This window comes from Solibacillus sp. FSL K6-1523, from assembly GCF_038005225.1.
Classification (GTDB): domain Bacteria; phylum Bacillota; class Bacilli; order Bacillales_A; family Planococcaceae; genus Solibacillus.
Map to the genome: position 1 here is coordinate 2,480,276 of NZ_JBBOSU010000001.1, position 21,141 is coordinate 2,501,416.

Here is a 21,141-nt window from a genome sequence, read left to right on the forward strand (position 1 = left end):
AACGCACAATAATCTTCTATTTTGTTGTATACTACTTACTAAATAGTTAAAAAATTCTGAAAGGTTGGCGGTGGAAATGTCTGTTTCTTCATTAGAAGAGAATAAGCTCCATGAGGTCATTCAGCAATTTGAAAGGTTAATAGATAAAAATCGGTATGTAGCTTCAGAATGGGATGATGTGAAGGAATTGATGAAGGATAACCCTTCTTATCAATTGATGGAAAAGCATATTAATGCGATTCAATTGCTCAAAGAAAAAGAAAACCTTTTCAGATTTTCTTCCAAGACATTGGAAATACTCCATAAAATTAATTTGGAAGTTGCCTCTTCAGCATCATTCACTGAAATTCTAAAACTCAGTGCCAATCGACTAAAGGGCATATCAAGAACCAATGTTGTTTTAATAGCAATGATAGATAAGGACAAGGATGTTTTACGAGTAGAGGCGGTTTCTGGTTCAAATGAAGAGAAATTATTACATTTTGAGTTAGCTTTAGATGAAGGAATTGCAAAACTTGCGATTAGTAGCTCCGAACCGATTGCGATTACTGAGATAAAAAAGACAAATTTAGCAGCAGATCCATTTGTAAAGTTATTATTGGAATCTGAAAATATCGTTAACATGGTCACTTCTCCGCTTATCGCACATCAGGAATTATTAGGAATCGTCTTTTTAGCACGCAATGCCAATGGTGGATCTAAGGAACATCTGTTACAAATGCTACAAAATTACTGTTACCAAACTGCCATTGCCATTTATAACAACAAAATGTACTCGAATGAAATTAGGATTAGTAGACTACATAACGAACTGTTTGAAGAAGCACTGAATAAAGGTGGTAATGAAGGAATTATCCAAAAACTTGCTCATTTTATTAATGAACCTATTCTTTTGCTAGATGAGTTCGGCAACTTAATTCATCAAGCACTTCCAGCCCATCAGGAAAATCCAAAATTTCGCTTTAATCATTCTACAATATTTAAAAAAATAGCCGCTATAAATGAGCAAGTCCAGTCATTTGAAATTTTTATAGAGGAATCTTGCTATTCTGTCTTTATGATTACCTTTCACAACCGAACAGTCGCTTACTTAGTTCTACCTAAACAATTACACCGCTATGATCATATAAGTATTGTTGCGATTGAACAAACGAAAAACGTTTTAGCCCTGCAAATTCATCAAGAGCGTACAAGTATCGAAGTGGAAAATCAATTGCGCCATGATTACTTATACGATTTAATTTTCGGACTTGGTTCTGAAGAAAACTTAGTACGTAGAGCGAGATATTTAAATATTTCTTTCGATAAAAATCATCAAGTCATTGTTCTTGCCCCTAACAGCCAACAGCACAAGAACGAACAAATGATTGACCATCAATTAATACAAATGCTCGAAAAGTTTAGATATATTATTGGTATTTCTACATTGCCCTTAAGCATGGTACATGGGGAAAAGCTAATTTTAATCGTTCCTGAAGATAAAGTGAAAAGTACGTCCAACTATGTCTTGAAATATGTGATCGAAAATTCTTTTACGAAGGCATCCATAGGTATCAGCAATACTGTAAAAGTGCCAAAAGATTATATAAAAGGCTTTGAAGAAGCAAAAAAAGCCGCTGAATTTGCAAGCGCCTTTCAAAAGGACTCTCCTGTCGTCCACTATGACGATTTAGGAATCCTAGGAGTGCTATTTAATGCAGAAGATCCCGAAAGCATGAAAATTTTCATGAACAAACATCTCCAGCCTATCATTGAGTATGATCAAAAAAACAATTCTGACTTAATCCGAACATTACAAATCTATTTAGATAATGAATCCGTCATACAAGTCTCTGCTGAACAATTACACGTACATTACAATACGCTCCGCTATCGCCTAAATCGGATAGAGGAAATTTTAAATATGGATTTGTCTAACCCTTATAACCGGCTAAATATCCAAATTTCATTACTCATCGCTCAACTTTTAAAGGTGTAGAAATAGATTTGTGGATGTAAATTGGTAATGACAACAGGCATATATTTTTATGTTAGAAAGAACTGGGGATTTTCTTTAAATGTAAAGTAAAGTTCATATGTTTGAGCCATCGATCCTCATTTTTCTTGGATAGATGGCTATTTGTTTTGCGGATTGATATCCTCGCTTATATTTTGAAACTTACACTTTGTAGACAGAGAGACTGATACTACCCTAAGATTAGCTACTATTAATTGAATTTCGATCCTCTCTCCATACAGAGAGAGACCATATCAAAGAAATACAAGACTAAATTTGATTTATTTCAATCCACTCTCTCCAAACAGAGAGAGACGAACGTAGAGCTTACCTGTGTTTTTGGTTGTTATAATTTCAATCCACTCTCTCCAAACAGAGAGAGACTTTGCCCACATCCTAATCTTGTCTGCCATCGTTTATTTCAATTCACTCTCTCCAAACAGAGAGAGACGGGGATAATGTAAAAATTCGTTTTTATGAAGATATTTCAATCCACTCTCTCCAAACAGAGAGAGACATAGTTCCGCTAAAAAACATTAACTCTAATCAAAATTTCAATCCACTCTCTCCAAACAGAGAGAGACAATTGCGCTATCTTCAAAAATTAGTAGATGCCGATTTCAATCCACTCTCTCCAAACAGAGAGAGACCAAAATATTATTACGACCATGAAGTGATAAAGATTTCAATCCACTCTCTCCAAACAGAGAGAGACGTTATTTTCCCGAAGGTTACTAGATTCGGCTTAATATTTCAATCCACTCTCTCCAAACAGAGAGAGACCGGCGGCGGTAAAACAGGTCGTATATCTTCTTTAGCATTTCAATCCACTCTCTCCAAACAGAGAGAGACTGCAATTAACAGCAAGAACGCAATTGTCTGTATTATTTCAATCCACTCTCTCCAAACAGAGAGAGACTATTTTTCAGCCATCTCTCATTACACCACCTCCAATTTCAATCCACTCTCTCCAAACAGAGAGAGACACACGCTGCCATTCATTATGCACCGACATTAAAATTTCAATCCACTCTCTCCAAACAGAGAGAGACTGTTCGTAAATAAAGACACGTCTCACCGAAATATTTCAATCCACTCTCTCCAAACAGAGAGAGACTCTGGTCCAAACCAACGTTGATACGGTTCTTCAGAAATTTCAATCCACTCTCTCCAAACAGAGAGAGACGGTCATCATTTTAAAATCTTGTTTGGTTACTTTAAAATTTCAATCCACTCTCTCCAAACAGAGAGAGACAGCAGAGTTTAAGAGTGTTAATGGACGACCATTATTTCAATCAACTCTCTCCAAACAGAGAGAGACATGTTCGTACAACGCTTTATAATCGACACTATTTATTTCAATCCACTCTCTCCAAACAGAGAGAGACTGTGAAAAAGTGCGTAAAATTACACTTTTTCACGTAAAAACATCATTTATAAACCAAAGAAACTACTTTAGTTCTAATTATTTCTTTACTAACGCAAATTTCAAAGCTTTTTTTGGTGCGAGTCCCCCAAGGATTTCATGTGCGCTTCCAGTTCGCACCGCATTATAAAATCAAAACTTCCTCGACTTCAATCGTTTCCTTCGCTCCAACATGTTCGACTTTTGATTTATAATTATTGCCTAGCTGATAAAAACGGAGACTGTCTTCATTACTATCTATTAAATCCGTAAGTCGTAATTTCAATTGCTTGAACTGGGTTGCATCCACGATACATTCAAACACGGAATTTTGAACACGGATGCCGTAATTCTCACATTCTTTTGCAACTCTCCGAAGCCTTTTTCGACCCGCGGCTGTTTTTGTCACAACATCATACGTCACTAAAACTAGCATATATAACACCTCATTTCCAAATAAACGGCGGATATTGCTCTAAGTCGCCACGTAAAAAACGGGCCAGTAGCATAGCTTGTGCGTGAGGAACTAAACCCCAATTGATTTTTTCCTTTAAAAACGGATGAGTTAACGTTTCTTGTTTTCGTTCTTGCCATGCTTGTAAATACTTTTTGCGCCCGTCGTCTGTCAACAATACCGCGCCATCTTCTTTTTTCATGAAATCTTTTTCAGTTAGCATTTTTTTATTAATTAACTTCAATACAAAACGGTCTGCTACGACGCCACGTAATTCTTCCATCATATCTAGTGCGAGTGAAGCTCGTCCTGGTCGATCACGATGCAAAAATCCAACATAAGCATCGAGCCCCACCGTCTCTAATGCCGCTGCTACATCTTTCGCTAATAATGTGTAACTAAAAGACAGGAGCGCATTTACATTATCGGTCGGTGGACGGCGATTTCGCGTTTTGAAATAAAAAGCATCCTTTTGCTGCAAAATGAGTTGATCAAATAAGCTAAAATAAGCGTTCGCTGCTTGTCCTTCTAACCCGCGAAGTATTTCTAAATCTTCACAAGCAAGAATTTTTTCCAAATCATTTGTCAGACGTTGCGAAATCCGCTTAAACTCCGGGACATCAATGCGCATCGGATTATCCCTCGTTGCACGCTCCAACAACCATTTTTGATTGGCAATTTTAGCCAAAATAAAATTCCGCGCAATTTTTGTACTTTCTGCCTCATTATCAGAAATACGGTATTGCGTTTTTCGAAGTACGACATTGCCCTTACTCTCCCCAATAACGCGTGCTAAAAATTTGCCATGTGCATTTAAAAACGTCAATGAAATATGATGTTCTGCACAAGCATGCATCAACTTTGGACTTGCACCAGCGTAGCCAAACGTACAAATTGCCTCCAAATTATGCAGCGGAATCCGGCCTAGCTGTTGCTCCTCTTGCGATACAACAACCGTTTCACCTTTTAACGTCAAATATACGTTTGGCGTTGTAATAAACAAAGTATTGAGTAGCTTTCTCATTTTAAAAACTCCCTCATATAGGAATCGACATTGATTCGTTCATTTAACACAGGCATGCATAAATTTTCAAGCGAGCAGCTTTTACAATGCTTGCCCATCTTTACTTTTGGTGTATGCTGACGGCTAAAATAATGATGCATTTGGCGAAACACCGCGCGCACTTCTTCTTTTAATTCCTCTGTAATGTGTACTTCCACACGGCGCTTAATTTCGTCGTAATAGAAATAGCCAACCGGAATCTCACAAGCGAGCATTTCTTCCAAACACATCGCCTGTGCTACAAGCTGCAAGACGTCTTCATTGCCTTGCTTTGGCTTGCCGCGCTTGTATTCCACAGGTACTACACGAAATGTTCCGACTTCATCTATGAGCGAAATGCCGTCTTCATGTTGGATAAATTCCACTACATCACAAATGCCCGTCGTTCCTAGTTCATGCGATTTCACTGGCATCGCACGTACAATTAATTTATCCCTGCGCTTTTCCCGAATAAACGGTTGATCCGCTTTTTCATGCAGATGCTGCCCCTCAATTGTACGTACATTTTCTTCCCACTGCTGTTCCACATGAATGAGTGCCCACTGTCTTTGGCAAAAACGAAAATGCTGAATGCCCGAAAGCATCAAATAATCGTCTTCGTTGCGATTAGCGTCCGTCCAGCTCATCCACTTTCAGCCCTTCAAGCGACGTTACAACAATCTTTGGCTCCTGTGCCCCTTCCTCAAGCGAAACAGTAAGCGCACGGTGAACTTTTGCCGAAGAATATTGACCCAACTTCGAACTATGCTCCCACCAAATGACCTTTTTCACTTCCAATGAACCTTCTGGACGTGCAGATGAAGCATCATTTTCAAATAATGAAACAAGCGCTTCTTTTAACTTTTCCGCATCGTCATTTGTAAAGCCCGTTTTTTCAGCAAGTTGCGTATTAATACTGCCGACAAATTTATACACCCCAAAATCAACGCGGTGCTTCATCCCCATTGTGTCCGAGCCTTTTTTGTCTCCTGTCACCGAGTTTACACTTTTTGTGATTTGTGTACTTGTAATATCGATTGGTTCAATACTCATCGCAGGGTGAATTGAAACTGGCCCACGTACTCCAACAGATAATGTATCCCCTTTAAAGGCGAATACTTGTCCAAATGCACGCACATCAAACCAATTTTGCGCCGCGATTAATGCAAAGGTATCGGCATTACCTTTTTTGTCTTTTTTAATTTTTGCAAGTTCCTCCACAGATTCTGCACGCTCGTTTAATGACTTAAAACCATCATTTGCACGATCATCTGATTGAACAAAAATCGCCTCCCCTAAATCTTGTAGACGATTGCGTAATTTACGTTTAATCGCAACATCTGATACTTCCCCGAAACCTTCAAAGTTTTGGCGTGGGCGATTGCCGTTTAATGGATCTCCGTTTGGATTGGCATTTGTTACTGAAAATACGACAGCAAAATCAATTTTATGGTCTAATGTTGTCATTCTGTTGTTTCCCCTTCCTTATCCTTTTTTGTGTATAAATCTTGACGTTGGCTATAATACCCAAGTAAGTATTTTCCGCTCAACGGTTGATTTGTAAATTGATCCAACGGAATTTCCATTGCGATTTTATCTATTAAACTTGTATAATACGTTCCCTTATCTCTTAATTTCATTTGATACGGTTGTAAATTTCTTTGAATCGTTGTCCATGTCCGTTCTGGATTACTTTGGAATGCATTCATATATCTTAGTGCATTCGTCGCACGATTTTCTTCTCTCCCTAATGCACGTCTTTCTAATACATCCGCCACCGCAAGCATACGACCAAACAAATAATCGCGATCTTTACAATTTACATCAAGTGCCACCGTAAACGCCTCCTGTTTATATAATTTTTTAGTTAGTGAACAGGTCACTGTAAGCACTTGCTCCCACTCCCAAGTTTCACTATAAAATTGTGGGTTAGATGCACGCATAATGGCACTTTTCACAATATCAAGTGGCAAATTACGCTGATCGATTACACACGGAATCAACCGCTCCATCACACCTTTTACTACTTTATCGCTCGGGCGTGGACCATAAGCCGCATGGGCAATTTTATAAAATGACGGCGCTCCATAATAATCGACCCACTGATTGTCTTTTTTCCTCATTTGGCGCCAACTCAAGTCTTGATGCCACTTTGTTAAATTATGAAAATAAAGACTACTATTAAACTCTCGGAAATATAACACCGCAATACGCCCAGGTGTCGCTGCATCAAGCGTCAAAATATATATTTTTTCATCTTTTGATTCATTAATTTTAATATTCCGTGTTAACCCTTGAAGAATTGCCCGGTATTGCCGCGCAAGCACTTCCTGTAATACGTCCGTCTTTTCCGTTTTATTACTTAAACTAGCGGCCATCGCATCCGGATCTTCCCAATCTATATCAAGATCTGACAAATCCTCTGACATCCCGTGTAAATCTAAATTTTTCGTACCCCATACTAAAAATACACGTCCATCAATCGTCTTACCTTGGCGTTCAATAAGCCACTTCAACGCATTATGTGCCTTTTGGGATGCATCATAACTGATATTCGCAGCTTGCAAACTTGTCGCAAAACGCCCTCTAAATGTAAAACCCGATGCATCATTGGCTGAAATAAGTTTCGCCTTATCGCCTGAATTACGCAGTTTATTTGGGTGGCGCTCAACACGCGGTGCCCTTTCACCTGTAATATAGCAAACATCCTCTTCTTTTAAGAGCGTATTATAATAATCGCTATACGCTTTGAAAATTCTAGGATTGCGCCAAATCGGTGTGACGATTTCCCCAGGAATATGTACGTTAAATCGGACAAACGCACTTTCCTGATCCCCAGCAATGACACTAAAGATTTCCGGCTTTTCTGCTGGATCGCCTGTCCATTTTTTCAGTAGCAGGCCATCTTCACCAACGAATAGTTTGTTATGCGCCACTAAATCTGCAATGACCGTACCTTTTTTCACATAGTGATAAATTGCATCGATATGTGGATGACTTGATGCAGAAGTAGACCAAGCTTCTAACTGCTCAATATACGATGTGAAACCAGCCGCCTTTTTTTCGTCGGTTTCTACGTATTTTTTATAATCTCCTGCCACGTACATCAATTTATCGTGAAGCGCATGGGGAACATAATTTTGTCCTGAACGACTTCCGGATTCCTCTGTGAAAGGCAGAACTGTACTTTTTTTATCTAGAATAATGGCATCGTAAAAATTGCCATCTAAATCTACCAGTATTTCTATATGGGCTGTTTGCGTCGTATGAGAAATCGGCAAAAGCATATATTCTGCTGTTTTCCCATCACGAAATTCTTTACGAACAGGATTTCCAACTTCACCCGTATTTTGGTCGTATGTGTTTTTCAATGCACGTAAATAACTCATTCGCTCACCTCCAATTCTTGTGCGAGTGTATCAATCGCTTGAATATTTTCCCCTAACACAAAGGATTTCGGTTCCATTGTGCGAACAGGTCTTACAAGTGTACAATCTTCTGGTCGAATAAATTCGATTACACCGAACTTCATTTTTGGCTCCCAAAGCCTTGTTTCTAGTACATTTCTTCCCGTTTCATCTGGATAGTTCAGCCCATGGATCATTGTGCCAAAATGCATTTCATCGATTTTGTCATAGAAGCCCTCACCAGTATTAAATTCACATGGCTCCACATACGCCTGGCATTCACGCGTTCCAAGGAAAATATCACGACGCCCGCCTTTTTCGACGCAGCGCTTTGCAATATTATGGTGCTTATTCTCATTAAAATCGGCTTCCAAATCTTGTCGATGTTTATTAAATTCAAAATGTGCTCGTACTTGATATTTCACGTCACGTAAATAACTATAATTCGCAAGTGTGTTACCACCTGACATATTAATCGGACGCACACCTTTTGACTCCATGCGAATCGGATTTATAACGCGTACCTCATCAATTATCCATACAATGGAGGGCTTCCAATAAATCGATTCGGTAATCCCTTTTAACGCTTGATATGAAGGGATTTGCATCGTCATTTTCTCCCCACCAAGTTTCATAAGTGGGTCTGTAAATAACGCATATTCCCCCGATACTACAAACTCAATTTGATTTCGAACTTTTGTCATTTTCTCACCTCCTTACCATATTAAATCTTCTTGCCGGGCCTCTCCCGTTACAGATAATCCATAGTTCTCATCATAGGTGCCATCTTTCGCCATCCAAATTTTAAAGACGCCAAAATCAACGGCAACGACTAATTTTTCTTGCTGAAGCGCACGCATTTCATGTGGGAATACATTCACTGAATAATGTTGGACTTTTTTTAAAAATTGCTTATAGTCAACTGGATCACCACTCGTTAAATCTACAATTAAATTTTTTCCCTCTCCGTGAGGTACAAGGATCGCTTCTGTATTCGCATCAATCACTTGGAATCGGTCGGCTGCGGTTTGGAAACTAGCACGCATTAACAGGTCGCTTTCTTGTTGTACATATTGCCTATTATCCGAAAACAACATGTGATGTAAAGACTCGTCCAAATCCTTCACTGGGAAATCAAGCTCCAGTGCCAGTTCCTCATAATATTGCTTAAAGTAAAATTCAATCGCAGCAGAAGATAGTAACTCTCCACCGAATATGCCATGCTCAGCCATATCACGCATTAAATAAGAAGCGCAACGCTGCCCCTTTTCAATCGTTTCGAGCTTCCCTAAATTTTCTTCTGCATGGCGGAATACATATACTTCCCGAACATCCACCTCGCCATTTCGATTACAGCGTCCTGCCGCTTGCGCAATGGAATCAACACCTGCCAGCGAACGCATCACACACTCAAAACTCACATCTACTCCCGCTTCAATTAATTGCGTGGACATACACAGTACTTGCTCTTTATTTTTAAGTGCGATTCGCATTTGCTCAAGTTTTTCCTGACGATGCGCAGGGCACATACCCGTACTTAAATGGTACACATGCTTGCGGTTTGCAAATTTTGTATATAAATCTTTCGTCGTCCGTTTATTATTCGAAATAATTAAAATACTCCGCACAGAATCCAGCTTATCTTCAATAAATTCCGAGAGTTGATCCGTCGTCCATTCATCATGTTCGTCCATCGGAACAATCGCTGTCCGTTTAAATGCCTGCTCGATTTCCGTTAAATTCTCGACTAACTCTCCGTCTGTTTGAATATTACGTTTGACATGCTGCAAAGCTGGTTGCGTAGCCGTGCACAAAACGATCGTGGATTTCGCATATTTTGATAAGAAAATAATAGATTCATTGAAAAGCGATACACATTTTGGTGGGACTGATTGTACTTCGTCGAAAATAATAACGGCATTTGATAGGTTGTGTAGACGACGCAAATTTCGGCCTTTTCCACTGTAAAAACTATTGAGATACTGCACCATTGTTGTAAAAACAATGGGAATATCCCAGTTATCTTTCGCGTTATTAAGTTGGCGTTGTAAAGTTAACTCATCATAAGTAGTTGCTTCACGTTCTTCAACTGTGACATTGGAGTGATGTTCTAACAGTTCCTTCGTATCAAGTAGTTTTCGAACTGTTTGGGCATTTTGCTCGATAATTGTAGTGAAAGGAACAACGTAGATGATGCGGTCCTTTCCATGTTCAATCGCATGCTTCAGCCCAAATCGCAAACTCGCTAATGTTTTACCACCACCTGTTGGAATCGATAATGAATAAATTCCCGTTGGCAGCATTGCCTTGTCATAACAATTATCCGACATTTGCTGACGGAGCTTCGTAATATTATTTGGAATCGCTTCTTGTTGCATTTCATGTAATTTTTGCTCTAGGGTGTTTAAATAGGTTGTGAAGGTTTGCTCGATGTTTAGTGCTTCTTGTTGTGGGTTATTTTCGTCAAAATCACGCGAATTTGTTCGGTCTGCGTCAATTAAACTACTAAAAATACAATTTGTGAGGTGTGGAGCTATTTTAAAACGGATATCTTCTTTACTCGGCTTAAAACTTTTTGAAAAGTTAAAAAACTCTATAACTGCCTGCGTTACATATGCATCAAAAGCTTCTTCGCTCATTACTTCTTCAAAAAAGCGCTTTTTAATTATTTCCATTGGAATGTTGTCATTATTTTCACGTTCTAAGAATGGGGATTTTCCGTCTGGATTAATAAAATCCATGAGCTGTCCGTGATGTGAATAAATCGCGTTGCTAATCATTTCAACCATTATTGACTGGAAATCTTGTTTGCCATGAAATCTTTCCATCAGCAATCGTCCACCTGCAGTTGAATGATTGACGCTTCCCCGTTTGGGTGGTTTATCAGGATTGGCTACCGCTTCACGTAAATAAATTTGGAAATCATCCGAATACTTCCCTAGATCATGTAACAATCCTGCCAGGCCAAATACTGAGGGCATATTAAACTTTTTACCGATTTTTTCGCAAATTGCTTGGACCTCAAGTAAATGAACTTTTAATGGTTGCTCGATTTCATCTTCTTTTCTAATATGTGCAATAAACATTTCGGTCCTCCTCATCTATTACTAATGACTAATTTTATAGGTAATATATTACAATTTCAATAGTGTTTTCATTATATTTTATTCAATCTACAATTTCCGCTATAATTGTCGGAATTATGGTGATTGAAAAAAATTATGATTTATGCATGATTGGCAGCCCCACATCTACAATGATGCGGGGCTTTAAATTTGCGTATTTATCCAGAATTAAGAAGTCGTTCTTTCAAAAAAATATAGTTACTTCCAACTTTCCAAATAAAAAAACAGCTAATGCTCAGTTCAATTAACATAATTACTCCCCCCTAACTTAAGATATGCAAGCTTTTTTATAATGTTCCACATATCTATTTATAATAAGAAAAAAATGGGCACCTCTATATCCCAAACATATTTCAAAATTTTAGACATACATTAATAAAGTCGTAGCAATACGTGGATTGAAATTTATTTTAAATTGATGATTGTGATGCTCTAACATCATCTCCATCAGCAAAAAAGGGTATTCGATGGCACTAAATGATCGGATACCCTTCAAAATTAAAGCATTATATTTTTGAGTGAATTTTATTTTTAAAATTACTAAACATTAGTTATTTGCAAAAGGTACATTAATTTCGATTGCATTCACCTTTTTATATTTTCCTGGCCTCATAATCCAAACTATCAAAATTAAACAATGACCAAACTTTTTGGTTTGCTTGGTGAAATTGATAGATTTCTTCCGTTAGGTCAAAATAAGGTAGACCCCACTTTCGGAAATGGACAAAAAATGAAGAATGATTAATTATTGCAACTGGGAAATACATTGTGGAAGTTTTTTGGGGTGGAATCCAATTCAACGCCTAAAAACTAATTAAAATTAATCCGCAAAAATTTAAACGTATACAATTTAAATATCGACCCATACTATTAAAGATTTCACTTCAAGACAAAGTGACCAGGAGGGTTAACCCGATGAGTGCGAATGATCGTTTCTCTAAGTGACCATCTACTGAATGCTAACGCATACAGTATGTCATGGCGTAAAAAAGCAAGTGCAATCATACCCGGAATTCATTTTCCGGGTTTTTTATTTTGCTTTAAAATTGTTTTAATATTAAGGTTTCAATTCATAAAAATACCCCAATACACACATTGTGAAATGTATGCATTGGGGCAGGCATTATAAAAGCTTAACGATTTTTTTGCTGTTGTTTTTGAACTTGAGTGAAGTCTACTTCCACTCCGAACTCTTCTCTGTTTTCACGTTCTCTGTTCGCATTTTGATTTTGATTTTGCTGTTTTTTGTTATCTTGCGTTTTATTATTTTTATGTTTATTATTTCCCATTCCACACTCACCTCCTTTAGTAGTGTGAGTGAAAAATAATTTTTTATGCCCCTTTTTTGCATGGCATTTTACTGATTCACAATTTGCTATGTGTAAACAATTTTTCAAGTTGTAGCGAATTTACGGAGTTTTTACGATTTAATTGGGATCGTTTAATGTTGCGTCTACTTCGTGTAATTGCTGTTTTAAATCCGTTAATTTCTCTTTATTTTGTCCCACAATATCCAAATGTTCCTGCCGTTGTTCAGCGTTTTGAAGTGCATTTTCGGTTCGTTCTAATGAATGAAAGGCATGCTCTACTGCAATTTCCTCTGGATGAGACATTGCTTGTTTCACCGCACGCTCTGATCTTTCAACCGAATTAGAAAATAAAGTGCTTGGATGATTTTGTTTCCAGCTTGGTGTACCCGCCCTTTTTTTAGCCATCGTTATTCGTCCTTCCTTTCGTAACAGACTGATATTCAATGTTAGTATTGTTTCGTGTAAGAAATCCATACCTACAATAATCCGCCAATATTACCAGTAAAATAAGAATGCATTTTACTTATAATTTTTTAATTTCAAGATTAATCCGCGCTCCCCATAGCAAATCTAGCTCTCCTAATCTACAATTAACAAAACAATCAGATATTATAGAAGGAGACCTCCACATGAAAAAACTCACTTGTTTACACGCACATCATTCCAATATCCCATACATAGAAAATTTACTAAAACCATACCCCATTGAAATCTCACACCATGTCGACCCGGGATTAATGGACCAAATTAAAAACAATCCGAACTTTGATCGGCAATTAGCGAAAGAAAAAGTACATGCACAAATTACATGGCTTGCAAGTACGAACCCAGATGCCATCCTTATTACTTGTACAAATTATATAGCGCTTATGGACTCAATTAACTCCCCTTCAACGATCCCTTTAATTAAAATAGACGAGCCTTTTTTTGAAAAAATTTGTTCGATAACCGCTCCACAAATAATCGTTTTTACAAATCCAGACACAGTGGACGGTAGGCTTGCTCGGTTAAATGACTATGCGAAACGTAATGGGATAAATATCGATATTGACGTACGAATTCTTCCAGACGCCTTTTCATTTATTATGAAAGGATTAAAAAACGAGCATGATGCGCTGTTGGCTGCATTTATGGATGAACTGATTCAGACAGAAAAGAAAGTGACTTCTGTTGCACAACTTTCCATGGTAGACGTAGCGAGACAAATGAGCGCGAAACACGGTATTCATATTGTTAATCCGCTTGATGCACTCACGAAATCGATTGTAGATGCTATGGATTTACCAATTTGCTAAATGAGCAGTGCGCAATAACAAGCCCAGTAATTCATTCAATTTCCGCATGAGTTGAATAAGGCTTTTTTATGAATTGTAAAAATCACAAAACAAATACAACTTTTCCCACATCTCAATCGTTTCATAAGTGAGTGACAATTAATGGGGGCTCAAAATGAAAAAGATGAATCCATTTGAAGCTATTGAGGAAATTTATATAGCTTATTATCCATATTTAAGAAATTATTTACTCAAGCTCACCAAAGATGAGGGGGTAGCCGATGATATTATTCAAGAACTTTTTTCCAAAATACTAAAGGACCCTGCAAAAATTTCACAAGTTCAGCATATGAAGAGTTGGTTAATAAAGGCCAGTAAAAATACATTGCTCGATTATTATAAGAAAAAGAAACCCGAATTGTTGCATGATGAAAATTTAATTGAGGATTTATTAGTAAATTATCAAACACCTGAATCAAAAGCTGTGATGGATGCTCAAATCGAAGCGGTTTTAAAGAATTTGTCTAAAAGGGATCGATCCATTGTGCTGGCAAAATTCTATTATGGATACAGCTATGAAGAAATTAGCGAACTTTTAAATATCTCCATCTCAACAATAAAGTCTACGGTTTTTAGGATTCGAAAACAAATGGCTAAAGGACGGTGAGAAAATGAAGGAATTCGAAAAAATTCATATTCTTTCACAGGAGTTAATCCCTGTATTTGAAGAATTAGATGACGCAGCGAAGAAAATTATTTTGGAGCATATTGAACGATGTACGCACTGCCATTCTCTCTTTGTAAACCAACCGAAAGAGGCTGATTCCTATATTCAAATAGAAGAAAGTGAGCCTATTAAAATAAAACCATTAAAAAAATTAGTACAATTTAATCAAAGTCTTAAAGGGATGCTTTTCATTATTCGTGCTATATTATTGATTTTTATCGTGGGCACTAGTTTATTTTTATTTGATTGGCAATTATCTAGTGATGCAGCAATTGAATATATAAAGATTACACTTTTCTTGCTTTATTTTCCAAGTATTATCTTTTTGAATGTATTCACCATCGTTTTCTTTAATCGAAAATGGATTTGGGCATCCATTGTATTCGATATCATCATTATTTTATTTTTTGACACTTTCATAACGATGTTAATCTAAATAAACAGAGGTGACAAAATTGGCTACAATTATTATTTTAGGCTCATTTATCGGTATACTTATTTTCCTTTTTACATTTACAATTTCAAAAATCAATGGCCACTACTACTTAGCCCCTCTCGTAACTTTTGCGATTGCTCTATTTGTTGTTATTTACAGTATGTTTAAAATCGGTGGCTTTGAAGGTATGGGCTACGGAATAATTGGGGTATGTATTTTAGCCGTAGCAATTATTGGCACATTCCTTTTACCTTTTATAGTAAAGACAAGTAAAAAAACTGGGATAAACAAGTTCGACAAATCCATTTTAATTATCGCACCATTGCTATTATTTGCATCTATCATAGGGACAATTATTTCCGATGATGGGTACTGGATTATTAATGAGGGATATATAATAGAAAGTAAGTTGTCCGCAACAAGTTACTATTCAATTACCTCAATATCCGAGGGCAGTAAGAAAGTGAAAATTCAATTAGGTGAAGCGTACGAAGGGAAACAATTACTAATTAAAAAGGTTAAAACGATTGGGAATACCGAAGTGATCGTCAAAATTGTTGATGATGGGGAACCACAAAAATTACCGTTTATTGAAATTGGGATTAGCACAATTGTTGAACCTTTCGTTGTGAAAACAACTGACGGCGAAATTATTGAGTCCACATTTAATTTACGGTAGCAATGACTAGCGGGAATTATCTCCCCGACACTAAGCAATATGAAAACCTACTTATTAAATATGCAAACCCATTACTCTGTAAGATTAAGTACAAGTAATTGTGTATTAAGTCTTTTTCAATAGTGTTTCTTTTATAATGTTACACATTAAAAAAATACACATTAAATGAAAATTTTAGTGATGTGTTTTTTATTTTCATTGTCTTTCTATGAAAGGTAAAGGTTGATATACAGCGTTAAGGAATCAGCTGAGTTTGCAAGATTTTATTCAAAATGTACGCTAGGTTCAGTTTCTTTTGAGCATTGATAAAACCTTGTTATATATAGCTTCAGCCGATTTCGCATAAAAAACTGTATATGTTTGTAGTAAAGAAAAAACACTTAGAGCATTAATTGATATGCTCCCCATTAGGTAGACAGATTAAAAAATAAAATCTGTTTATCAAATGGGGAGTTTTTTCATGCCTAATAAATCGTTTACACCAGATGTAAAAATGTTAGTAATTCAGTATTTAGAAGAAGGTCGTTATACTCTTGAAGAAATTTGCACAATGTTTTCTGTAAGCATGACTACTCTATATGAATGGCGTGCTCATTATAAATATGGTGGAGCAAAAGCCTTAATTCGACCTGATAAAAATAAGGTGTACTCAGAAGAATTAAAGCAGAGTGCTGTGGAAGATTATTTAACAAAGAATTATTCCATGTTTGACATCCTCGCTAAATACGGGGTTAGTAGTAAATCAGTATTCAAAAAGTGGTTGAAATTTTATACTAGTCATAGTGAATTAAATGATTTGGGTAAAGGAATGAGCCAAACTATGACTAAAGGAAGAAAAACAACTGTAGAAGAACGTATTGAAATCGTAAAAGCTTGCCTTGCCAACGGTAAGAATTATCAAGAAACTGCAACACAATATGAGGTGTCCTACCAACAAATTTATCAATGGGTACATAAATTTGAACAAGATGGCGAAGAGGCTCTTCAAGATCGCCGTGGGCGTAAAAAACCGATAGAAGAGCGGACTCCAGAAGAGGAATTGGGTTTAAAAATTCAACAGATGGAACGTGAAAATGAACGATTACGTGCAGAAAATTTATTTTTAAAAAAGTTAGCGGAAGTCGAAAGGAGGCGTCGTTAAGTAGAATTCGTATTCAAAACTGTTATATGGCGATTCAAGAATTAGCTAAGAATGAAAACTTATCGATCGTTTTATTATGCCAAATCGCAAAGGTATCTCGAGCAGCTTACTACAAATGGTTAAATCATCAACCTACTGCGCTGGAACTAGAAAACCAACAGCTTGTGAAGTCAATTCAACACTTATATATACAGGTAGATGGAATATACGGCTATCGTCGCATTACGATGACCATTAACCGTAAACGCGAAACCGAAGGTTTAAAAAAAGTAAATAAGAAGCGAATTTATCGCCTGATGCAAATTTGTGGTTTGGAGGCGGTTATTCGACGTCGTCGAAAAAAGTACCCAAAAGTAAAGCCAGATTATGTGGCTGAAAATGTATTAGCACGTGAATTTACAGCAAAAAAGCCGAATCAGAAGTGGTGTACAGATGTTACAGAGTTTAAGTACGGCAATGGGAAAAAGGCTTATTTAAGTGCGATTATTGACCTCTATGATAAGTCCGTTGTGAGTTACGTATTGGGGCATTCGAATAATAATGACTTAGTTTTTAAGACGGTAAGACCCGCTATACGAACATTACAAGATAATGAATTTCCTCTTTTACATAGCGATCGTGGTTATCAATATACATCTAAAGAATTCAAGCGGATTTTGGATAAAGCAGAAATGATTCATAGTATGTCTAGAGTAGGCCGTTGCATCGATAATGGTCCCATTGAATCATTTTGGGGAACATTAAAAGTAGAGAAGTATTATTTATATAAGTTCGATTCGTTTGAAGCGTTAAAGCACGCTATCGATACATACATCAAGTTCTATAACAACGAACGTTTCCAAGAAAAATTAAACGGCTTAAGCCCTTTAGAATACAGAGCTCAAGCCGCTTAAATCATTTTTATTATTTCCACTGTCTACTTGACAGGGAGCAGTTCAAATTTAACATGTTTTAAGTGTTTTATTTTGCCCCAAAACTTTTGTTTGGGAACGTTATTTAGGTTTAGTTATGTATACGTTATAAAACCTTGTCCTACTCAATCCCTTGTTAAAAAATTTAACTTTGCTAAAGTCTTTCTAATTAGTTCAATGGAACATCAGAGCTACTTACAAAAACATCCCCTTTAAAAATACTTCCATCAGATGTGGTAACGATTATTGTATGATCACCAGAAGAAGCATCTGATTGAACCCATGTAGTAGAACCATAAGCGACTAAATTATAAGTTTGCGTTTGCGTGTAACCACTCTGTTGAATTTGCACCGTTACATTTGTCCCTGTGTTATTTGTAACATGAAATTTATAATCCTTCGAATCTGATGGTTGCGTCCAAGGCTTTTTATAGATTCCATTTCCTTTAAAAATATCTGTACTAGAAATAATTAAATGGTCTCCTGTACTTCGAAAATCTTCAACAACAGCACTAATTACGGCATCTGATTCAATGGTACTTTCATTAGTACGCTCTATAACCTGGATTTCATAGGAAATATCTTTTTTTGATAGTTCAGCACTCTTAGAAGCTAATAAATCTTCTAATTCCTTTTTAATAATTTCGCTAGATCGGTCTTTAATAATTTCGCTAGATTGTTCATTGGATTTAAGAATTGATATTTTTAATATCGGTTCAGGTTCAATTGAATGATGGTAAAATTCCATATCGTGATAATTTTTTTCTTGTATATAATCATATACAATACTTGAAACCTCGTCCATAAAACGCTCGTTCTCAACATCTTGTAAACTCTTTCTAGTAATATCAATGGTGTATTGATTTAAATCATTTTTATTTACATTTTCCTCTAAATACTTTAGCAGTTGTAATTCACTTTTAGTTTCACCCATTTCAATGAAAATTATTGACTCTGGGGTTACTGAAAAACTAGATAATTCAAATTCATCCCATGCAGTTTCAAGTACAGAAACAATACGATCCCATCGTTTCTCATCATCATTGTTCGAAGCGAAACTATCATTTTTCTCGACGTCTATATTAATTACTAAGACGATTGCAACAATTATTATGAAAACAGAAATAAAATTTTTCACTACATTTCCTCCCCTCTGGATCTACTTTACTAAATTAACCCACTACTTTGTTGAACTATTTGTTTTACGTTAGTTGAATATAAAACGCACCTAAAAAATAGCATTTCGGTACTTATTGTTAAAAGCAGCTACCCCCCTATTCAATTGAATCGGGGGGTCCCTAATTTTCATTTGGGAATGTTATTAGGTGTATTTATGTATACGTTATAGATCTTGTCCAACGATAACCTTCCAACCCTTTTTTTTGTTTTTCAACAGGGAAAGTAACTTTAGCTAAATCTCCATTACGAATTAGTTCAACCGTTGTCTCAAACTTAGTTTCATCGACATTTTTAAGCTCTACTATTTTAGTGTCTGTAATATCATCATCGATACTTGAATATTGCTCTTTTTGCTCAACTTTATCTGGAAACCTTAAGTCATCAGCATATTTTACCATTGATGTTACATTCTTCGATTCTAAAGCCTGTAAATAATTATTTACAAGGTTTGTAACTTCTTCATCAGTGGTTAAAGTGGTTTCATTTGAGCAACCAAAGCGTCGTTTGGTAACTATTCTTTTCTTGAAGACATATACAGCTTAAATCTGACGTGAACACATAATAGATAAAACCATCTTTATATACATTTGAATCAACAAAGTAATTACAACTTCTTCATAAATTATTTGTAATTATATTAACATATTTCTCAATTATTAGGTGAAATCCTTTTTGAGTTTTTTTGTTCCCAACTTTTTGTCTTTCAACATCAATCTGAAAAGGATAGATGTAAGCAGGTAACCCCCTTCATCTATCCTCACTTTTTAACCCTATATAATGTGTGACATTGAATTAAATTATTTAGTTATAGAGCTTTATAAACAATTACTTGACTTTTAATAAAACACTATCAAGAGTTTGCTTATTTTTTACTCACTGAAAGACCCTAACTACTAAAACATACGATTCAAATTCGCCATTTCGATAGCTGAAATGGCGCTATCATAGCCTTTGTTCCCTGCTTTCGTTCCAGCACGTTCAATTGCTTGCTCGATGTTTTCAGTTGTGACAATACCGAAAATAACTGGGATTCCTGATTCAAGTGAAACGTTCGCAATCCCTTTTGCTGCTTCATTACAAACATAATCATAATGCGTCGTAGAACCTCGGATGACCGTACCTAATCCAATAACCGCATCATAGTTCCCTGTTGCGACCATTTTTTTGGCGATAAACGGTACTTCAAATGCTCCTGGTACCCATGCAATATCAATATTTTCTTCTGAAACACCGTGGCGCTTTAATCCATCTAATGCCCCGCTTAATAATTTATCGTTTATAAATTCATTAAATCGGCCAACAATAATGCCAATTTTTAAGTCTGTTCCTACTAATTGTGCTTCAAATGTTTTTCCCATGTTCATATCCCCTATATTTTTATTTGAGTAGTCGGAATTGTCATACCAACTTTATATTGATCAATATATGCCCCATTATGCAGAGATGTAATTTTTATTTAAATGCAATGCTAATGCATCAATCGTTATAAATTTTAAATTAAATTTTTTAGCGATTTCCCATAAATCCGGTACGCGCGCCATTGTGCCGTCTGCATTCATAATTTCACAAATTACACCGACTTGTGCGGAATCGCAAAGCTTGGCTAAATCAACTGCCGCTTCCGTATGCCCTCTACGTTCCAATACACCACCGTCTTTTGCAAGAAGTGGAAACACATGCCCGGGACTTCTAAAATCCTCCGCTCGAACATCTTCATCTAGCATTGCCAACATCGTATCCGAACGCTCAAATGCGCTAATACCGGTCGTTGTTGTTTTATAATCAACACTCACTGTAAATGCCGTTTGATGGACATCTGTATTCATTTGGACCATTGGCTGTAGTTGCAACTTATCCGCGATGCTTTGTGAAACCGGCGTGCAAATTAAACCGCGCCCATACATTGCCATAAAGTTAATATTTTGTGGTGTCGCATGTTCACCTAACACTAAAAAATCTCCTTCATTTTCACGGTTTTCATCATCGACTACAATGATGACTTCCCCTGCTTTTAACGCCTCTAGCGCCTCTTCAATTGCATGAAACATTTCGGTT

Annotated in this window: 18 protein-coding genes, 1 pseudogene and 1 CRISPR repeat array; of the genes and pseudogenes, 6 read left to right on the top strand and 13 right to left on the bottom strand. The window is 36.6% G+C overall.

Annotation, left to right across the window (positions count from 1 at the left end; genetic code table 11):
- Positions 1-76 precede the first annotated feature (76 nt).
- Entirely contained in the window at positions 77-1,978 is a 1,902-nt protein-coding gene (locus tag MHI10_RS11750; protein WP_340785633.1) for a helix-turn-helix domain-containing protein, read from the top strand.
- A 301-nt stretch (positions 1,979-2,279) separates the two neighbouring features.
- Positions 2,280-3,384: direct repeats of the CRISPR family, unit length 33 nt; unit sequence ATTTCAATCCACTCTCTCCAAACAGAGAGAGAC.
- A 162-nt stretch (positions 3,385-3,546) separates the two neighbouring features.
- Here the strand turns inward: MHI10_RS11750 and cas2 are convergent.
- The 9 genes from cas2 to MHI10_RS11795 form a co-directional block, all read right to left on the bottom strand.
- Entirely contained in the window at positions 3,547-3,837 is a 291-nt protein-coding gene (gene cas2, locus MHI10_RS11755) for a CRISPR-associated endonuclease Cas2 (protein WP_340785635.1), read from the bottom strand.
- Between the two features lie 10 nt (positions 3,838-3,847).
- Positions 3,848-4,879: a type I-C CRISPR-associated endonuclease Cas1c gene (gene cas1c, locus MHI10_RS11760; RefSeq protein ID WP_340785637.1), complete on the bottom strand. Its 1,032-nt coding sequence runs from the start codon at positions 4,877-4,879 to the stop codon at positions 3,848-3,850.
- Positions 4,876-5,544 (bottom strand): CRISPR-associated protein Cas4, encoded by a 669-nt coding sequence (cas4, locus tag MHI10_RS11765; RefSeq protein WP_340785638.1) that lies wholly within the window; start codon positions 5,542-5,544, stop codon positions 4,876-4,878. The genes cas1c and cas4 overlap by 4 nt, the downstream gene beginning before the upstream one ends.
- Positions 5,525-6,364, bottom strand: a complete 840-nt coding sequence (gene cas7c / locus MHI10_RS11770; RefSeq protein WP_340785639.1) for a type I-C CRISPR-associated protein Cas7/Csd2 — start codon at positions 6,362-6,364, stop codon at positions 5,525-5,527. Before cas7c ends, cas4 begins: the two co-directional genes overlap by 20 nt.
- A complete protein-coding gene (cas8c, locus tag MHI10_RS11775; RefSeq protein ID WP_340785640.1) occupies positions 6,361-8,286 on the bottom strand; it encodes a type I-C CRISPR-associated protein Cas8c/Csd1 in 1,926 nt (641 codons plus the stop codon). The genes cas7c and cas8c overlap by 4 nt, the downstream gene beginning before the upstream one ends.
- Positions 8,283-9,008, bottom strand: coding sequence for a type I-C CRISPR-associated protein Cas5c (gene cas5c, locus MHI10_RS11780; RefSeq protein ID WP_340785641.1), 726 nt, complete (start codon positions 9,006-9,008; stop codon positions 8,283-8,285). Before cas5c ends, cas8c begins: the two co-directional genes overlap by 4 nt.
- A gap of 12 nt (positions 9,009-9,020) precedes the next feature.
- Complete coding sequence (gene cas3 / locus MHI10_RS11785; protein ID WP_340785642.1) at positions 9,021-11,390, bottom strand: CRISPR-associated helicase Cas3'; 2,370 nt, start codon at positions 11,388-11,390, stop codon at positions 9,021-9,023.
- 1,172 nt (positions 11,391-12,562) lie between these two features.
- Positions 12,563-12,718 (bottom strand): hypothetical protein, encoded by a 156-nt coding sequence (locus MHI10_RS11790; RefSeq protein ID WP_340785643.1) that lies wholly within the window; start codon positions 12,716-12,718, stop codon positions 12,563-12,565.
- A 138-nt stretch (positions 12,719-12,856) separates the two neighbouring features.
- Entirely contained in the window at positions 12,857-13,144 is a 288-nt protein-coding gene (locus tag MHI10_RS11795; protein WP_340785644.1) for a hypothetical protein, read from the bottom strand.
- A gap of 224 nt (positions 13,145-13,368) precedes the next feature.
- Between MHI10_RS11795 and MHI10_RS11800 the strand changes: the two genes are divergently transcribed.
- The 5 genes from MHI10_RS11800 (at position 13,369) to MHI10_RS11820 (ending at position 17,889) form a co-directional block, all read left to right on the top strand.
- Positions 13,369-14,034, top strand: a complete 666-nt coding sequence (locus tag MHI10_RS11800; RefSeq protein WP_340785645.1) for a hypothetical protein — start codon at positions 13,369-13,371, stop codon at positions 14,032-14,034.
- A 154-nt stretch (positions 14,035-14,188) separates the two neighbouring features.
- Positions 14,189-14,680 carry an RNA polymerase sigma factor gene (locus MHI10_RS11805; RefSeq protein ID WP_340785646.1) on the top strand — a complete coding sequence of 164 codons (492 nt, stop codon included), beginning with the start codon at positions 14,189-14,191 and terminating at the stop codon, positions 14,678-14,680.
- A gap of 4 nt (positions 14,681-14,684) precedes the next feature.
- A complete protein-coding gene (locus MHI10_RS11810; protein ID WP_340785648.1) occupies positions 14,685-15,176 on the top strand; it encodes a hypothetical protein in 492 nt (163 codons plus the stop codon).
- Between the two features lie 19 nt (positions 15,177-15,195).
- A complete protein-coding gene (locus MHI10_RS11815) occupies positions 15,196-15,855 on the top strand; it encodes a YesK family protein (protein WP_340785650.1) in 660 nt (219 codons plus the stop codon).
- A 460-nt stretch (positions 15,856-16,315) separates the two neighbouring features.
- Positions 16,316-17,889, top strand: a protein-coding gene (locus MHI10_RS11820; RefSeq protein ID WP_340785651.1) for an IS3 family transposase whose coding sequence is annotated in 2 segments (ribosomal slippage) — positions 16,316-16,970 and positions 16,970-17,889 — 1,575 coding nt in all. Because the reading frame shifts where the segments join, the coding sequence is not laid out codon by codon here.
- A 187-nt stretch (positions 17,890-18,076) separates the two neighbouring features.
- On the opposite strand, the gene MHI10_RS11825 is transcribed toward MHI10_RS11820, so the two are convergent.
- The 4 genes and pseudogenes from MHI10_RS11825 to ribB form a co-directional block, all read right to left on the bottom strand.
- The gene (locus tag MHI10_RS11825; protein WP_340785652.1) at positions 18,077-19,045 is read right to left on the bottom strand and encodes a DUF4030 domain-containing protein; all 969 of its coding nucleotides are present in this window, start codon (positions 19,043-19,045) and stop codon (positions 18,077-18,079) included.
- Positions 19,046-19,238: 193 nt separating this feature from the next.
- The gene (locus MHI10_RS11830; RefSeq protein ID WP_340785653.1) at positions 19,239-19,484 is read right to left on the bottom strand and encodes a hypothetical protein; all 246 of its coding nucleotides are present in this window, start codon (positions 19,482-19,484) and stop codon (positions 19,239-19,241) included.
- 495 nt (positions 19,485-19,979) lie between these two features.
- A complete protein-coding gene (ribH, locus tag MHI10_RS11835; RefSeq protein WP_340785654.1) occupies positions 19,980-20,444 on the bottom strand; it encodes a 6,7-dimethyl-8-ribityllumazine synthase in 465 nt (154 codons plus the stop codon).
- A 111-nt stretch (positions 20,445-20,555) separates the two neighbouring features.
- Positions 20,556-21,134: pseudogene (gene ribB, locus MHI10_RS11840) on the bottom strand (3,4-dihydroxy-2-butanone-4-phosphate synthase); the annotation flags it as partial.
- Positions 21,135-21,141: the final 7 nt, after the last annotated feature.

Coding starts and splice junctions, on each gene's coding strand:
- MHI10_RS11750 (WP_340785633.1), top strand. CDS start 77: ATGTCTGTTTCTTCATTAGAAGAGAATAAGCTCCATGAGGTCATTCAG.
- cas2 (WP_340785635.1), bottom strand. CDS start 3,837: ATGCTAGTTTTAGTGACGTATGATGTTGTGACAAAAACAGCCGCGGGT.
- cas1c (WP_340785637.1), bottom strand. CDS start 4,879: ATGAGAAAGCTACTCAATACTTTGTTTATTACAACGCCAAACGTATAT.
- cas4 (WP_340785638.1), bottom strand. CDS start 5,544: ATGAGCTGGACGGACGCTAATCGCAACGAAGACGATTATTTGATGCTT.
- cas7c (WP_340785639.1), bottom strand. CDS start 6,364: ATGACAACATTAGACCATAAAATTGATTTTGCTGTCGTATTTTCAGTA.
- cas8c (WP_340785640.1), bottom strand. CDS start 8,286: ATGAGTTATTTACGTGCATTGAAAAACACATACGACCAAAATACGGGT.
- cas5c (WP_340785641.1), bottom strand. CDS start 9,008: ATGACAAAAGTTCGAAATCAAATTGAGTTTGTAGTATCGGGGGAATAT.
- cas3 (WP_340785642.1), bottom strand. CDS start 11,390: ATGTTTATTGCACATATTAGAAAAGAAGATGAAATCGAGCAACCATTA.
- MHI10_RS11790 (WP_340785643.1), bottom strand. CDS start 12,718: ATGGGAAATAATAAACATAAAAATAATAAAACGCAAGATAACAAAAAA.
- MHI10_RS11795 (WP_340785644.1), bottom strand. CDS start 13,144: ATGGCTAAAAAAAGGGCGGGTACACCAAGCTGGAAACAAAATCATCCA.
- MHI10_RS11800 (WP_340785645.1), top strand. CDS start 13,369: ATGAAAAAACTCACTTGTTTACACGCACATCATTCCAATATCCCATAC.
- MHI10_RS11805 (WP_340785646.1), top strand. CDS start 14,189: ATGAAAAAGATGAATCCATTTGAAGCTATTGAGGAAATTTATATAGCT.
- MHI10_RS11810 (WP_340785648.1), top strand. CDS start 14,685: ATGAAGGAATTCGAAAAAATTCATATTCTTTCACAGGAGTTAATCCCT.
- MHI10_RS11830 (WP_340785653.1), bottom strand. CDS start 19,484: ATGGTAAAATATGCTGATGACTTAAGGTTTCCAGATAAAGTTGAGCAA.
- ribH (WP_340785654.1), bottom strand. CDS start 20,444: ATGGGAAAAACATTTGAAGCACAATTAGTAGGAACAGACTTAAAAATT.